Source organism: Gordonia sp. PDNC005, assembly GCF_016919385.1.
Lineage (GTDB): Bacteria > Actinomycetota > Actinomycetes > Mycobacteriales > Mycobacteriaceae > Gordonia.
Window position 1 is genome coordinate 2523136 of sequence record NZ_CP070351.1, and the last position, 14842, is coordinate 2537977.

The following is a 14842-nucleotide window of genomic DNA, read 5'->3' on the forward strand; positions in this document are numbered from 1 at the left end:
TCAGGCGTTCGTGTTCTTGAGCCGCTCCATGCGGCCGTCGCCGAGTGCCGTGAGGTACTCGCCCGAGTCGGCGAACGTGAGCCCGGCGAGGCCGGATGACGAGATCGACGGTTCGATCGGTGTGATGGTGCGCGGCGCGGCTTGAAGTTCGGCAACCGTGCCGTATTGCGCGATGTGCCTCAGCTGGGTCCACGTCGGCGGCAGCAGGAAGTGGTCTCCGCGGTCCCAGTCGGCGAGTGCGTCCGCAGCCGTCTGCCATCGAGTCTCGGCGGCCTCGCTGGTCTCCCCGTCAGCCTCCTGACCGTCGGGCATCGCGGCGAGGAAGAACCGGGTGTCGTAGCGTCGACTCTCATTCTTCGGCGTGATCCAGTGTGCGAGCGGTGCCAGCAGATCTGCGCGCAGCGTGAGACCTTCGTCGTTGAGGAACTGTGCGAACGACAGCTCTTTCGCAACGAGTCGAGCGCGCGCGCCGAACAACGACGACGGGTCCGGATGCATGTCGTCGGCGGTGCCGGCGAGGAGCACACCGCACTCCTCGAAGGTCTCTCGGACCGCAGCACAGACAAGAGCTCGGGCCGATGACTCGTCCGTGGCGAACTGCTCCGCCCAGTAGTCGACGTCTGGGCCCGTCCAGGCGATCTGCGCCTCCCGGTCGCGAGGATCAACACCGCCACCTGGGAACACCGTCATCCCGCCTGCGAACGCCATCTGCTGGACGCGGCGCTGCAGGAACACCTCGACGCCCGCAACGGAGTCACGGACGAGGACCACCGTCGACGCGTCGCGCAGGGGAACAGGTGCTGACATGTGGACTCCTTCGACCATGCTGGACCGAGCAGACGCTCGGTTTCTCATCGTCGCACACGCCCCCGCACCAATCGAGAGGAGGACAGAACGGCCTACCCGGCGACGCCCGATTGTCCACACTGGCAATCGCGACGCCACGGAGGAAGTCACGAGAATGGTTCGGCAGAAGACCGCCTCGACCTACAAGGAGCCCCATGCCTGCCGCATTCGACGACCTGATCGCCACCGTCCCGTTGGGCGCCTGGATCAACGGGCAGTCGCGGCCCGCATCGTCTGGAGAGACATTCGACGTCCACAACCCGGCAACCGGTGAGGTCCTGGCGTCCGTCGCCGATGCGACCGTCGACGATGTCGCGGACGCTGTCGCAGCGTCGAACGCGGTCGCAGACGAGTGGGCGGCCACTCCGCCCCGCGTCCGCGCCGACATCCTGCGCCGCGCGTTCGACCTCGTCATCGAACGGCGAGATCAGTTCGCGCTCCTGATCACCCTCGAGATGGGCAAGCCGGTCGCCGAAAGCGTCGGCGAGGTCAACTACGGTGCCGAGTTCCTGCGATGGTTCTCCGAGGAAGCCGTCCGGATCAACGGGCGCGTCACCACCGCGCCCTCGGGCAACGGCCAGATCGTCGTCACCAAGGAGCCGGTCGGCCTGTGCCTTGCGGTCACCCCGTGGAATTTCCCGCTCGCGATGGGCACCCGCAAGATCGGCCCCGCGCTGGCCGCCGGCTGCACCATGATCGTGAAACCGTCCGAGGACACCCCCCTGACAATGCTGTTGCTGGCGAAGACGCTCGCCGAGGCCGGACTGCCCGCAGGCGTCCTCTCGGTACTGCCTACGATGAACTCGATCGACGTCGTCGCCGCGCTTCTCCACGATCCCGCGATGGCGAAGGTCTCGTTCACCGGGTCGACGCAGGTCGGCAAGATTCTCCTCGCTCAGGCAGCCGACCAGGTGCTCCGCACGTCGATGGAGTTGGGCGGCAACGCACCGTTCCTCGTCTTCGACGACGCCGATCTCGACGGCGCTGTTGAAGGCGCGGTGGCCGCGAAAATGCGCAACGGCGGTGAAGCGTGCACGGCCGCGAACCGGATCCTTGTACAGAACAGTGTCCGTGAAGAGTTCACCGCGCGGCTCGCCGCCCGCATCGGCGCCATGAACGTCGGCCCCGGCTGGGAGGACGGCTCGGCCGTCGGGCCCATCGTCAACGACCGGCAGCGCTCCCGGATCGCCGCCCTCGTCGACGAGGCTGCAGCGGGCGGCGCCAACGTCCGCACGGGTGGCAGGTCCCTTGACGGCCCCGGCTCCTTCTATGCGCCCACGGTTGTCGACAACATTCCTGCGGGTAGCGCAATTCTGACCGAGGAGATCTTCGGCCCGGTTGCGGCGATCGTCGGCTTCGAGAGCGAAGAGGACGGCATCACCCTCGCCAACAGCACCGACTACGGGCTCGCATCGTACTTCTATGCGACCGACATCGCCCGCATCCAGCGGGTCGCGCGCCGCCTTCGGGCGGGAATGGTCGGCGTCAACCGTGGGGTGATCTCCGATCCGGCAGCACCATTCGGCGGCATCAAACAATCCGGCCTCGGCTCAGAAGGCGGCTCCGAAGGCATCAGCGAGTACCTCGACACCAAGTACGTGGCATTGCCCCCGTCGATCTGACAGGTCAGCGAACCGCAAACGACCCGACGCCCTCGCAGGGCCAGCCGTTCTACCCCTAGCTGTACACGTCGGCGAGGTTGACGATCTTGAGCGCGGCCGCCCGGCGCGGGACCTCAGACGGATCGCCTGCCACCGGCTCGGTCGCGAGGAGTCGCCTGGCCGCCGCCACCGAGTCGGAATCCGGGGTGAACGCCGAGTTCACGTCGACGGTCTGTTCGGGGCGTAGGCACAGGCGCCCGGACATGCCGACGGTGATCGCGTCTGAGGTCTGAGCGATGAGCACATCACGCTCGACCGCACGGGTGGGGCCGTCGACGGGGCCGGGAAGGCGTGCCGCGCGGCTGGCGATCGTCAGCCGGGTGCGGGGGTAGGCGAGACCGATCGGGTCATCGGCGATGTCGGTATCGCGGCGGAAGTCGCCACTACCGAACGCGAGCCGCGATGTCGCGAACCGTCGAGCGATCGATGTGGCGGCCTCGATACCAACAGCCGATTCGATGAGCGCGACGATGGGGGCGTGGGCGGGCAGTCGCGCGGATGTCGCATCGACGTGGTCACCGTCCTCGACTTTGGCAAGCATGATGCCCGCCAAGCCCGGGAGTCCGCCCAGGGCCGCGACATCATTGGCCCACGCAAGCGTCGTCGCGTCGTTGATCCGCACCCACGCCTTGACATCGCCCGACGTCAGCAGGTCGACAACCGCATCGCGGGCCGACGACTTCGCGTCGAGCGCGACCGCGTCTTCGAGGTCGATGACGACCACGTCGGCGTGCGACTCGAACGCGGCGGAGATCCGCTCCGGACGGTCAGCAGGCACCAGAAGCCAGCTCCGTGCATGTTCAAACGGGACCGTCCGCGTGCGGACGCTGACTGCGGTGAGATCTAGCGACGTCATGCAGCCATTCTTCGCCCGCACAGGGTCTCCCGAAATCGCCACTTCGTACAACCAGCAGCGCCTAATTCACCTAACTGAGCACCTCGTCATGTTGGACAAGTCGCAAATTCCGATTGTCCCGGCCGCGCAGTTCACGTGCTCGCGACTCAGGTCACAGTGAATTCGATCTCCCCGTCCCCGATTTGACGAAAGCACGGTTGCACGATGACTCCGCTCCGCTCCTCCATCCTGATGAATCACCCGGCATACACCGTCTGGCAGGTGATCCGCGATGTGCCGAACATCAGCCGCTGGTTCCCCGGCATGGTGTCGTCGACGGGCGACATGAAGGAGCGCACCGTCGTGTTGACTGATGGCAGCAAGATCATTGAGGAGATCGTGACTCTCGACGACAAGCTACGCCGGATGCAGTATCGCGCCATCGACGGCGACCTGCCGATCACCCAGCACCTCGGCACCGTCGACGTGTTCGACATCGACGCCGACCGTTCGCTCGTCGCCTACAGCACTGAGATCGAGCCTCCGGAACTCGCCGAGGCGTTCCATACCGCAATCGAAGAGGCGGTACAGAATCTGCCGACATATATCGACTGAAACCGCCTCGCGCCCAGGCGCCCGGCCGTCCCCGCATACGTGCGACTCGGACGCCGGGCGCTCTGCGTTAGCGGACTCACACAAGTTCATCAACATGATGGACACAACAGTCCGTGAACTTGTACACAACGGCGCATTACGCGGCGACGCCGATCGCGTCATCCTTTTGTTCACTCCCCTGGCGAACCTCGCCGGCCTCACGGAAGGACCCCGCAATGTCGAACACCGAGATGCAGAATCAGGAGGCCGCCGAACCTATCGGCAAGTGGTCCTTGTCGATGGCGTGGTGGTCGCTGTTCAGTGCCATGTTCTGGCTGTACCTGTCCGCCGCATCAGCGGCAGCCTACGGACCGAAGGCGACCGTCAGCGGTCTGGTCCTCACGATCGTCTCGTACGGCGTCGTCAACGCCTTGTTGGCGACCTACTCACTCCGGACAGGCAACACTGTCCAGTCTGTGTCGCAGCTCCTCTTCGGCAAGGTCGGCGCCACCATCGCGTCGCTCCTCATCGCGGTCACCGCGCTCTACTACGGCGTCTTTGAAGGGTCGGTCATCGCACACACCCTTGAAGTGCAGTTCGGCGGCAACATCAAGGTGTGGTACGCAATCTGCGTCGCCTACGCAGTACCACTGGCGTTCGGCGGCGTCCGCGATTGGCTCGATCGTCTCAACGGATTCCTCCTTCCGTTCTACGTGGTCGGCCTCGTCGCCCTTGTTGTGTTCGCGACTGTCAAGCAGGGCTACCCGACCGGATGGCTCACCGCACCCGCCCTTGGGTCGTCCGTCCCCGGATGGCTCGGCTCATACGCCATCTTCATGGGCGTCTGGGTGATGATGATGTTCACGATGGACTTCGCGTCGATGGGCCGTTCGGAAGACGCAGACTTCCACCGTCGCGCTACGTTCGGCCCGCTGTTCTACGCGTGCACCTTCGGCATCAACGGCTTGATCGGCATCTACGTCGTCACGGCGTTCGGTTCCGGCGGCACCGAAGGTGGCGTCGTCGAAGCAGTGCTCGGCTCACTCGGCATCTTCGGTGTCATCTTGATCGTCATCTCACAGACCCGCATCAACACCGCGAACTACTATCTCGCGTCGAGCAACTTCGAAAACGTCGTGAAGTCCGTATTCGGCGTTGATCTGCCCCGCATCATCTGGGTCGTGATCTGTGGTGTCGCCGCCTTCTCACTGATGCTGACCGACGTCCTCAGCTACCTGCTCACCGCAATGGCCTGGCAGGCCGTCCTCATCGTCGCGTGGGCTTCAGTCGTCATCGTCCGTGTTGCACTTCGCCGGGATTGGCAGGGCGACCTCGCCTCCGATTCCGACCCGGCGCTGCGCCCACTCGCCGCGGCGTGGTTCATCGCGTCTGTCGTCGGCGTGACACTCCACCAGCAGACGTCGTTTCCTGCCCTGTCGGCTGTCGCCCCGATCATCACGTTCGCCGTCGGCGCGGGCCTTGGCTGGCTGCTGCTGAGCTTCGACCGCACTCGGACCGCAGTCGAGGGTGCGCCGACTCCACGTCCGCTCGCCGCCGCCTGATCGTCCGACGATCGAACGTCGGCCCGGCGGCTCCTTGTGAGCGCCGGGCCGGCTCGTGCCAGTCGACCGTTCAGTCGCCGCCGAAGCCGTAGTCGGTCCACCGACGCAGGACCGCATCTTGGACCTCGCGCGGGAACGACGTCGTGAACTGAGCAGGCACTCCGTGTGTCACACCCGTGGCCAGTTGCTCGGGCTGGAGCAGACTCATCACCGACTTACCGCCTCGACCGGCGGCCACATCGTCGCCGGTGAGGTACGGAACGAGAGGGATGCCTGGGGCGTCGTCGAACACATACTCGCTGCCCGGTCGATACCGGGTGGCAAACGCCCACGTGAGCGCGGCGCTGTCGGTGATATCGATATCGTCGCCGACGAGGAGCACCTTCGGCACCAGCCAGCCGACATGCGACGCGAACAGGATATCGGCGATCTGTCGGACAAGGTCGGCTTCGGTGATGGGGTGTGCAGCGAATTCGTGCAACCGCACCGACACTGCGAGATGGCAGACCGCGGCCTCGAACGGGCACCATGCCAGGTCGACGGGCAGTCCCGCACCGCGCAGCAGATTGACAGCAGAAGCCGCGATCATCGTCCCCCAGATCGTGTGATTCTCCTCAGGCGGCATCCCAGCGACGCAGAACGGCAGAATCGGCCGCTCCCGATGGGTGATCGTCTCCACATGGAACAGCGGCTTCGGTGAACCCTCGTCGAACTGGTAGCCGTGATATTCGCCCATCGGTCCTTCCATCCCGGTCTGCTCGGGATCGATCCACCCTTCAACGACGATCTCAGCGGTCGCCGGAACCATGAGCCCCGCATGCAGTTCACTCGGCACTACCTCGACACCCGTACCGACGAGTGCACCGACGTATCCGTCCTCGCTCACGTTCTCCGGAAGGGGCATGCCCGCCGCGGCGATCGCGGCGGGCGGAGCCCCGAGGACGAACGCCCACGGAGTGCGCTCTCCGCGCGACTTCCACTGTTCGTGGATCATGCCGATGTGCTGCATCGGCATGGCGGGGCCGACGAGCGTCCGAGAATCCTGGACCATCAACCTGCTGATCGACCAGCTGGTCCACTCGCCGTCGGGCGTCCGCACCACGTGCATGCCGTATGTGCCGAAGTACCGGCCGCCGTCCTGCATGTGCAGCAGCGGGCTGCCGAAACGCTCGAGGTCGACGTCGTCACCGGTCAGGACCACGTCCTTCACGGGGCCGGTCGCCACCTCGTGCGGCGGGATCGGTCCGGCGGACATCGCCTCCACCAGTCGTTCGACGATGTCGCGGGCGGTCGCCGACCTGTCCAGCCCCACGTGCGCGGCGATGCGGCCGAATCCGCTGCCGACCGATGACATGCCCGCGGGTGCACCGAGCAGGCGGTACCCCGGCGCGGCTCCGACGACCGACTCGAACAGCGGCGCGGGACCGCTCGTCTCGTACACGCGGCGGGTGATCGCGGCGGCTTCGAGGTCGCTGTCGACGGGCGTCCCGATCGCGACGGCGTCACCGATCGCCAGGAGTTCGTCGACGAAGTCTCGGAAGTTGAGTGACCCGCCTCGTTGCATTGGGTCTCCTTCTCTCATGCGAGGGTCCGGTCGGCAGTCTCGCGCGAGGCCATGCCCGTCCACCGACGCGCTCCGGTCCAGTCGAGTCGGAGCTGGTCGAGGATGCGCGCGACGAGGTGGTCGACGAGGTCGGCCACGGTGTGCGGGTCGTTGTAGAACGCCGGGACGGGCGGGAACACGGTGGCACCCGCCTTGGTCACCTCGAGCATGTTCTCGAGGTGGATCGTCGACAGCGGCGTCTCGCGGGCGACGAGGATCAGCGGCCTGCGTTCCTTGAGCGTCACATCGGCGGCCCGGCTGATCAGGGACTCCCCGAACCCGATCCGGACCGCGGCCAGGGTCTTCATGCTGCACGGCACGATGACCATGCCGTCGACCGGAAACGATCCGCTGGATATCGCGGCGCCCTGGTCGTCCGGCTTGTAGACGTGAGCTGCCAGCGCGGACAGTTCGGCGACCGACATCCCCGTCTCGTCGGTGAGCGTCGCACGCGCCCACCGGCTGACTACCAGATGCACCTCGACGTCCATCTCGCCGAGCACCTGCAGTAGCCGGACGGCGATCGGCGCACCCGTCGCTCCCGTCACTCCGACGACAATCCTCATGTCATCCTCCCAGCATATAGTTTGCGTACGTCCTACTTAGTTCGTGTACGTACTATACACTCGGCCGAGTGACCTCTCGTCCCCGCTCCGATGTACTCGACGGCATCGCGCCTCTCGCCCGACGCCTGCATCAACGTCACACCCGCCTGTGGCGCGATGCTGTCGGCTCCGACCTCACCGGGCCCCAGTACACGGTTCTCGCGCTCCTCGCCGGAACCGACGAGCTCGATCACGCGAGTCTCGGTCAGGCCGCCCACCTCGATAAATCGACTCTCACTCCGCTCTTGAACCGACTCGGCACACGCGGCCTGATCACCGAACGGCGCGACGAGTCGGACCGTCGACGCCGATTGATCGCGATCAGCGAAGCCGGACGCGACGAACTGACGAGTGCGACCCCGGCCGCCGTCGCCGCGGGCGACGAACTCGTCGAACGTCTCACCGCGGACGAGCGGGCGCAGCTCTCAGCCCTCCTCCGCCGCGCGTTGGGATCGAGCGAGGACGACCGGTGACGAGTTCGGCGATTTACACGACTTCGGTCACGACGAGATCCCGTGGTGGTTCTGATTTGACGCTCCCTCCCGAGCACGCCGACAACCGAGCCGTTCACCGGAAGGGTCAGTAGTGACCGGTCATCTGGAAGGCGAGCCACAGTTCCGCACGAACGGTCGGGTCGTCGAGCTCGCGGTGAATCGTCTCCTCGATCCGGTTGATCCGGTAGCGCAGAGTGTGTCGATGGATGCCGAGTTGCTTGGCCGACGCGTCGGCCTGGCCGTTGTTCGAGAGGTACGCGACGAGTGTCTTCACGAAATCGACCCGCGACCCCTCCCCCAGTGCGACGATCGGCGCGATCGCCGACTGCGACCAGGCGACGACGTCGTCACCGGTCAGATGTCGCAGTAGGCCCGCCTCCACCACATCTCGAGCCACCACCAGATGCCGGGTTCGGCCGGACGACGCGTGGAACACGTCCTGCACGCGCTCCCACGCTCCGGGCAAGTCGGCGAGCGGAACCACCTCGCTCGCGGAACCGCGGCAATGGGGAACTCGACGTAGGACCGCCTCCAACGTGCGCAGATCGCCCTCGGCGGTCGGCAGTACGACGCCGACCCGCCCGACGGTCAGCTCCGCGCACAGCGTGTCGATGCGCCGCAGCGCACGATCAGACTCTGCGGCCTCGAGGAGATCCGCCGCATGTTCGGGAAGGGTCACGAGCATTGCGGCGCGCACGTCCCCGTCGGGGACGGTGACACCGAGGACCTCGGCCGTTGATCTCGCCAACTGATCATGGCCCGCCAACAGGAGATTCAGCACGGCGAGTCGGCTGCTCCGCGCCACCTGATGCAGGGCGTCGGTGCGACGGATGTCCTCGGCGAGCAGGTGAGTCGCGGTCTCGACTAGCAGACTCTCGTCCGGCGTCAACGCAGTCGCACGCCCCACCGCGAGATGCCCCCTCACCTTCCCCGACACGATCACCGATCGGATCGACACCGACTCGACCGGGAGCGAGATCGCGACGGCCGTCGGTCCACCCGGACCACGGTCGGGCATCTCGGCGAGGACCCGTGCGAGGTAGGCGCGCGCACTCTCGGGAACCGCGGCACGTGGGGACCCGTCGGCGTCGATCAACAGAAGCCAGCCCCCGAGTGCGGCGGCGAGCCGTTCGGCGATCGATCGGGCTCCTGCCGAGTTGACGGCGGACCGCACCAGGTCGCGCTGCACACGCGCGAATGCTCCCGGTGTCGTCTCGACCATTTCACTACTCCCGACTCGGGTGGGGACACATACTTGGCATGATCAATATACGCAGCGGGCAACGCCGACGTACTATGAAGTGACACCGTCGCACTCGGCTCGGTGCCATACTCGTTGATTAACGTGGAGAGAAGTGCCCACCAATCCCGCGATTCTGAGCGGACTGCAACCGTCCCCGCAGAGACCGGCCGTCGCGATACGCCAGGCGGGCGACCGGCAACTGCTCGTCGAATACGGTCCGATGAAGGCCGATCTGCACCTGAACTTCCGCGTTCAGGCACTCTGGCAGATACTGAAGGACTCCCCTATTGACGGCGTCGTCGACTCGGCCCCCGGCTTCCGATCGCTGCTGATCACATTCGACCCGGCGCGCACGTCCAGATCCCGGGTGATCGCCGAGATCGCGGCCCGCGAGCAGTCGGCGCCGGACATCATCCACCTGACCCTTCCGAGCCGAGAAGTGTTACTGCCCATTGCTTTTGATGATTCGCGCACCCGTGAGGCCGTCTCCCGGTACCGGGCCGACACACGCGACGACGCCCCCAACGTGTCCGATGGCGACAACATCGACTACATCGTCCGATACAACGGCTTCGACGACCGTGAAGAATTCATCTCGACATTTCTCGGAACAACCTGGTGGAACGGCCTGATGGGCTACTTTCCCGGCCTTCCGTCATTGTTCTCAATGGACCCTCGAACACAATTGACAGTGCCGAAATACAATCCGGCAAGAATGTGGACTCCGGAAGGATCAGTCGCCCTCGGAGGTCCCTGCGTCGTTTTGTACCCGATGGAGGCTCCAGGCAGTTATCAACTGTTCGGAAGATCCATTCCGATGCGCGCCACATTCGATTCGCCCAGAGCGGGAGAAAGCGCCGAAGAGCGTAATCTGTTGCGCGTCGGCGACCGCGTGCGATTCCGCCGGGTCACCGAGGAGGAACTGATCGAATTACGACTCGAAGTGTTCGAGAATCGCTATCGGTACGACATCGTCGACTCGGAATTCGCCGTCGCCGAATATGCCGCCGACGTGAATCGGCATCGGAGCGAAACCGAGACCGTGGCCCGTCGACGGGCCGACGCCGCAGCACTCGTGGAGGTGCCGTGAACACCGTCCCCGTGTTCGAGGTCCTCGCTCCCGGACTCGAGACCACCGTCCAGTCGTATCCAGGCAGAGTCGGCCTGACCGCACTCGGCTACTCGCCGGGCGGGCCGATGGACTCGCGATCGTTCCGAACGGCGAACGGCCTCGTCGGCAATCCACTGTCGGCCGCAGCTCTCGAGATCCCGAAGATCGCGATCACCATCGTCGCCCTTCACGACACCCAGATCGCGGTGTGCGCACCTGACGGCGTCACCGTCCACATCGACGACCGACCGGCCCCGACGTGGCAGACGCTCGACGTGAAGGCCGGCAACCAGGCTCGGGTCGGCGGATCTGTGGCTGCCGGATATCGCGCCTACCTCGCGGTCCGCGGCGGAATCGATGTCCCGGCCGTCTACGGATCGACGGCAACGTCGCTGATTGCGGGCATCGGCGGTATCGAGGGACGTGCATTGCTGCGCGGCGACGTGCTGTCGGCGCCGAACGTGCGGCCAGTCGCCCGCCGGAGCGTTCCCGAGTCCATCCGACCGCGCTTCACCACCGAGTGGGAGATCGAGATCATCCCCGGCCCGCATTGTCACCCGGATTTCCTCACCGCCTCCGACTGGTCCGACCTCCTCGACACCGGCTGGCGCGTCGACCTCAACTCCGACCGTGTCGCGACTCGCGTGCAACCGCACAGGTTCGCGTGGACGGCCGGACTGTCGAACGACCCCGCGGCCGGAGGCCATCCGTCCAACGTCCTCGACCAGGCGTACCCGGAGGGGGCCGTCATCGCGACCGGTGATGTGCTGACGATCTCCGGTCCCGAGGCCAACACCTCGGGCGGTTTCGCCGTCGTCGCCACCGTCGCACGATGCGCACGATGGAAACTCGGACAGATCCGGCCCGGCCGCGATGTCATACGTTTTCGGGAGATCTCGCACGCCGAGGCCCTCGCGCTCGACGAACGCCTCGAGTTCACCGTCGACCCGCGGCGCGCGACTCCCGTCCGCTGACTGCACGCCAGACCAACGACCGCGCTCGCTCGCCCCGTTCCCCTTCGACGGGGCTGGGACGAGCGAGCGTGACGAGGGGGTCAGACCGTCAGGCGAGGCCTTCGGCGAGTGCGGCGAGACGAGCGCCCCGGTCGCGGCGGGCCTGCACGGCCTCGTCCAACGTCACCGTCGTCAGCGTGGTGACCGTCGCCGGAGCGGACTGCCCGACGATGTCCATATCGGTGCTGATGACAGTGCCGACCATCGCGTAGCCTCCGCCCGACACCGCGTCGCGGTGCAGGATGATCGGCTCGGAACCGGACGGGACCTGGATGGATCCGATCGGATACCCCGCGTCCACGATGTTCGACGGGTCCGATCCCGCACCGAACGGCTGGGTGCGGGGGACGAAGTCGAGCTGTGCACCCGCGTATCGGAAGCCTGTGCGATCGGCGACCGGGGTCAATTGCCACGGGGTGCCGAGCAGCGTCGACAGGCCCGACTCGGACAGGCGGTAGTCGTACAGGCCGAGGACGATCCTCAGCTCGACCTCCCGCGCCAGCACCGGGCGGTCGGCATCGTCGATGCGCCGAGCGACGAACCGCGTCGCCGCCCCGATCGGCACCACGTCACCCTTGGCGAGGGCGCGACCACCGAAACCACCGAGTGCGCCGAGCGTGTACGTCGACCGCGAACCGAGGACCTCGGGGACGTCGAAACCACCCGCGACCGCAACATACAACCGTGCGCCGGCCTCGATGAAGCCGAACGACAAGACGTCGCCGTCCGCCACCTCGAGCGATTCCCACTGGTCGCGTTCCTCGCCGTTGATCAAGACCTTCGCGCGGCCGCCCGTGACGGCCACCGCACCGCGGCCGCGGAACGCCAGCTTCGGGCCCATGTAGGGGGCCTCGAGGACGGCCGCGCCCGCTGGATTGCCGACAAGGAGGTTCGCAAGGACGGCGGACGACTGGTCGAGCGCGCCCGACGGCGGGATGCCGACGTTGTACGCGCCGCTGCGTCCGCGGTCCTGAATTGTCGTCGCGAGGCCGGGTTCGACGACCTCGACAGCTGCGTCAGTCATGGAGCGCTCCCAGAAGATTCGTGTTGTACGCGACCGGGTCGGCGAGGAACTCGTCGAGCTCGAAGTCGACAGGAACGATGCGGTACACGTCCTCGCCGCGTTCGGCCGCTGCCTCGAGTTCGCGGTACTCCGCTTCGTCCACGGGCCGGAATTTGACGATGTCGCCGGGACGGAACAACACCATCGAGTCGGCGAACACCTCGTGACCCTGTGACGGGTCGAAGATCGGCAGCGGCGTGACGCCGAACATCTGATAGCCGCCCGCGCCCTTCACCGAGTAGATACAGGCGAAGCAGCCGCCGTGGCCGACTGTCAGCTTCGGAGTCTCTGTCCGCGGACGCAGATACTTGGGCAGTTCGAACGCGTAGTCGGCCTGATCGACCATTTGGAACATGAACGGCAGACCAGCGACGAAACCGACCATCGACACCATCCACGGCGTGGAACTGTGCTTCTCGATGAACTCGTCCACCGACGAGAGTCCGAGCTCGACCATGCCGTACTCGAGGTCGGTGCCCTCCGGTCGTTGATGGCGGTCACGGAACTTTGCTCCGACCTCGCGAGTGTACGGGTCGTCGTACCACACGGGGATCTCCACGATGCGGGTGGAGATGCTCGGGCGTTCCTGTCGTGCGACGTCGGCCTCGATCTCGCGGACGGCGGCCTCGAGATCGGCCGGCGCCAGCACTTCGGGGTCGAACCGGATCAACAGCGACGCGTTGGCCGGGCAGATGTCCAGGACACCGTCGATGGCTCGTTCGGCGAGCCGCGAGCTGATCGCGCCCGCCCGGAAGAACGCCGAGAGCGACATGTCCTCGGCGATCTGCACAACGAGGTGTTCGTCCGCGCCCCACGAGTAGCGGGCCTGCGCGGGCAGTTCCGTCGTGGTCACGCGGCACCAGCCTCGGCTCGATCGGCCATCCATTTCTCCAGCCAGGTGGTGTGGAATGCGCCAGACGCGAAGTCGGGCGACCGCAGGATCGTCTCGACAAACGGAGCCGTTGTCACGATCCCTTGCACGTCGAGCTCCCCGAGTGCACGGAGCATGCGGGCCACGGCGAGGTCGCGGGTCGCGCCCCACACGATGATCTTCGCGAGCATCGAATCGTAATAGGGGCTGATCACCGAGCCTGTGACGACCCCGCTGTCCAGGCGCACGAACGGGCCGCCCGGCAGGGCGAACTTCTCGAGCGTGCCCGGGCTCGGCAAGAAGTTCATGTCGGCGTTCTCGGCGTTGAGACGGATCTCGATCGCGTGACCGCGCGGCACCAAACTCTCCTGGACGAACGACAGCGGCTGACCGGCGGCGACACGCAACTGCTCGGCGACAAGATCCTCACCGAAGACCATCTCGGTGACCGGATGCTCCACCTGGATGCGCGTGTTCATCTCGAGGAAGTAGTAGTCGTTGCGCTGCTCGTCGTACAGGAACTCGACGGTGCCCGCGCCCTGATACTGGACGGCTTCGGCGAGACGCACGGCGGCGTCGCACATCCGCTGACCCACCTCCGGCGTCACGAACAGCTGGCCGGCCTCCTCGACGACCTTCTGTCTGCGACGCTGCACCGAGCAGTCGCGCATGCCGAGATGGACGGCGCGCACTCCGTCGCCGAACACCTGGACTTCGATGTGGCGAGCCCGCGGGATGAACCGCTCGATGTAGACGGCGTCGTTTCCGAACGCCGCACGCGCTTCGGCCTTCGCCGTCTTGATGGCCCCGATGAGGTCGCTCTCCTGCTCGACGATGCGGATGCCTCGGCCTCCGCCGCCCGCGGACGCCTTGATGGCGAGGGGGAAGCCGATGTCGGCGGCCACCGCCACCGCCTCGTCTGGGTCGGTGAGCTCACCGGCTGATCCGGGGACGGTGTTCACATCGGCGGCCTTGGCCGACCGGCGGGCCGACACCTTGTCGCCCATGTCGCGGATGGCCTGTGCCGCCGGGCCCACCCACACGGCTCCGGCGTCGACGACGGCTTGCGCGAAGTCGGCGTTCTCAGACATGAAGCCGTATCCGGGGTGCACCGCGTCAGCACCACTCGACTCGATCGCCGCGAGCACGTTGGAAATGTTCAGGTAACTCGCGGTGGCCTGCGCCGGCCCCACGCACACCGCCTCGTCCGCAAGGCGCACGTGCTCGGCATGCTCGTCGGCCTCGCTGTAGATCGCGACCGTCGTGATGTCGAGTTCTCGCGCGGCCCGGATGATCCGCACCGCGATCTCGCCGCGATTGGCAATCAATAGTTTCTGCATC

Annotated in this window: 14 protein-coding genes; 6 read left to right on the forward strand and 8 right to left on the reverse strand. The window is 66.2% G+C overall.

The window, feature by feature from the left end:
• Entirely contained in the window at positions 1-807 is an 807-nt protein-coding gene (locus JVX90_RS11925) for an NUDIX domain-containing protein (protein WP_205328986.1), read from the reverse strand.
• 194 nt (positions 808-1001) lie between these two features.
• Here JVX90_RS11925 and JVX90_RS11930 point away from each other — a divergent pair, with 194 nt between their 5' ends.
• A complete protein-coding gene (locus JVX90_RS11930) occupies positions 1002-2468 on the forward strand; it encodes an NAD-dependent succinate-semialdehyde dehydrogenase (RefSeq protein WP_205328987.1) in 1467 nt (488 codons plus the stop codon).
• Positions 2469-2523: 55 nt separating this feature from the next.
• Here JVX90_RS11930 and JVX90_RS11935 read toward each other — a convergent pair whose 3' ends face one another.
• Positions 2524-3363 (reverse strand): aldolase/citrate lyase family protein, encoded by an 840-nt coding sequence (locus JVX90_RS11935; RefSeq protein WP_205328988.1) that lies wholly within the window; start codon positions 3361-3363, stop codon positions 2524-2526.
• A gap of 204 nt (positions 3364-3567) precedes the next feature.
• On the opposite strand from JVX90_RS11935, the gene JVX90_RS11940 reads away from it, so the two are divergent.
• Together JVX90_RS11940 and JVX90_RS11945 are read left to right on the forward strand one after the other, a co-directional pair.
• Complete coding sequence (locus JVX90_RS11940; protein ID WP_205328989.1) at positions 3568-3957, forward strand: SRPBCC family protein; 390 nt, start codon at positions 3568-3570, stop codon at positions 3955-3957.
• A gap of 215 nt (positions 3958-4172) precedes the next feature.
• A complete protein-coding gene (locus tag JVX90_RS11945) occupies positions 4173-5498 on the forward strand; it encodes a permease (protein ID WP_205328990.1) in 1326 nt (441 codons plus the stop codon).
• A gap of 70 nt (positions 5499-5568) precedes the next feature.
• On the opposite strand, the gene JVX90_RS11950 is transcribed toward JVX90_RS11945, so the two are convergent.
• Complete coding sequence (locus JVX90_RS11950; RefSeq protein WP_205328991.1) at positions 5569-7062, reverse strand: UbiD family decarboxylase; 1494 nt, start codon at positions 7060-7062, stop codon at positions 5569-5571.
• Between the two features lie 14 nt (positions 7063-7076).
• The gene (locus JVX90_RS11955) at positions 7077-7667 is read right to left on the reverse strand and encodes a UbiX family flavin prenyltransferase (RefSeq protein ID WP_205328992.1); all 591 of its coding nucleotides are present in this window, start codon (positions 7665-7667) and stop codon (positions 7077-7079) included.
• A gap of 68 nt (positions 7668-7735) precedes the next feature.
• On the opposite strand from JVX90_RS11955, the gene JVX90_RS11960 reads away from it, so the two are divergent.
• Positions 7736-8179, forward strand: a complete 444-nt coding sequence (locus tag JVX90_RS11960; RefSeq protein ID WP_205328993.1) for a MarR family winged helix-turn-helix transcriptional regulator — start codon at positions 7736-7738, stop codon at positions 8177-8179.
• A gap of 106 nt (positions 8180-8285) precedes the next feature.
• On the opposite strand, the gene JVX90_RS11965 is transcribed toward JVX90_RS11960, so the two are convergent.
• A complete protein-coding gene (locus JVX90_RS11965; protein WP_205328994.1) occupies positions 8286-9422 on the reverse strand; it encodes a helix-turn-helix domain-containing protein in 1137 nt (378 codons plus the stop codon).
• A 133-nt stretch (positions 9423-9555) separates the two neighbouring features.
• On the opposite strand from JVX90_RS11965, the gene JVX90_RS11970 reads away from it, so the two are divergent.
• Together JVX90_RS11970 and JVX90_RS11975 are read left to right on the forward strand one after the other, a co-directional pair.
• Positions 9556-10533, forward strand: a complete 978-nt coding sequence (locus JVX90_RS11970; protein WP_240193875.1) for a carboxyltransferase domain-containing protein — start codon at positions 9556-9558, stop codon at positions 10531-10533.
• Complete coding sequence (locus tag JVX90_RS11975; protein WP_205328995.1) at positions 10530-11528, forward strand: biotin-dependent carboxyltransferase family protein; 999 nt, start codon at positions 10530-10532, stop codon at positions 11526-11528. Before JVX90_RS11970 ends, JVX90_RS11975 begins: the two co-directional genes overlap by 4 nt.
• Positions 11529-11616: 88 nt before the next feature.
• On the opposite strand, the gene JVX90_RS11980 is transcribed toward JVX90_RS11975, so the two are convergent.
• Genes JVX90_RS11980 through JVX90_RS11990 form a run of 3 tightly spaced genes read right to left on the reverse strand, consistent with a single transcriptional unit; the run spans position 11617 to position 14841 of the window.
• On the reverse strand, positions 11617-12591 hold the full coding sequence (locus JVX90_RS11980; protein WP_205328996.1) for a biotin-dependent carboxyltransferase family protein: 975 nt from the start codon (positions 12589-12591) through the stop codon (positions 11617-11619).
• On the reverse strand, positions 12584-13483 hold the full coding sequence (locus tag JVX90_RS11985) for a carboxyltransferase domain-containing protein (RefSeq protein ID WP_240193876.1): 900 nt from the start codon (positions 13481-13483) through the stop codon (positions 12584-12586). The genes JVX90_RS11980 and JVX90_RS11985 overlap by 8 nt, the downstream gene beginning before the upstream one ends.
• Positions 13480-14841, reverse strand: a complete 1362-nt coding sequence (locus tag JVX90_RS11990; protein ID WP_205328998.1) for an acetyl-CoA carboxylase biotin carboxylase subunit — start codon at positions 14839-14841, stop codon at positions 13480-13482. Before JVX90_RS11990 ends, JVX90_RS11985 begins: the two co-directional genes overlap by 4 nt.
• Position 14842: the final 1 nt, after the last annotated feature.

Coding starts and splice junctions, on each gene's coding strand:
- JVX90_RS11935 (WP_205328988.1), bottom strand. CDS start 3,363: ATGACGTCGCTAGATCTCACCGCAGTCAGCGTCCGCACGCGGACGGTC.
- JVX90_RS11965 (WP_205328994.1), bottom strand. CDS start 9,422: ATGGTCGAGACGACACCGGGAGCATTCGCGCGTGTGCAGCGCGACCTG.
- JVX90_RS11990 (WP_205328998.1), bottom strand. CDS start 14,841: ATGCAGAAACTATTGATTGCCAATCGCGGCGAGATCGCGGTGCGGATC.
- JVX90_RS11940 (WP_205328989.1), top strand. CDS start 3,568: ATGACTCCGCTCCGCTCCTCCATCCTGATGAATCACCCGGCATACACC.
- JVX90_RS11955 (WP_205328992.1), bottom strand. CDS start 7,667: ATGAGGATTGTCGTCGGAGTGACGGGAGCGACGGGTGCGCCGATCGCC.
- JVX90_RS11945 (WP_205328990.1), top strand. CDS start 4,173: ATGTCGAACACCGAGATGCAGAATCAGGAGGCCGCCGAACCTATCGGC.
- JVX90_RS11950 (WP_205328991.1), bottom strand. CDS start 7,062: ATGCAACGAGGCGGGTCACTCAACTTCCGAGACTTCGTCGACGAACTC.
- JVX90_RS11980 (WP_205328996.1), bottom strand. CDS start 12,591: ATGACTGACGCAGCTGTCGAGGTCGTCGAACCCGGCCTCGCGACGACA.
- JVX90_RS11930 (WP_205328987.1), top strand. CDS start 1,002: ATGCCTGCCGCATTCGACGACCTGATCGCCACCGTCCCGTTGGGCGCC.
- JVX90_RS11925 (WP_205328986.1), bottom strand. CDS start 807: ATGTCAGCACCTGTTCCCCTGCGCGACGCGTCGACGGTGGTCCTCGTC.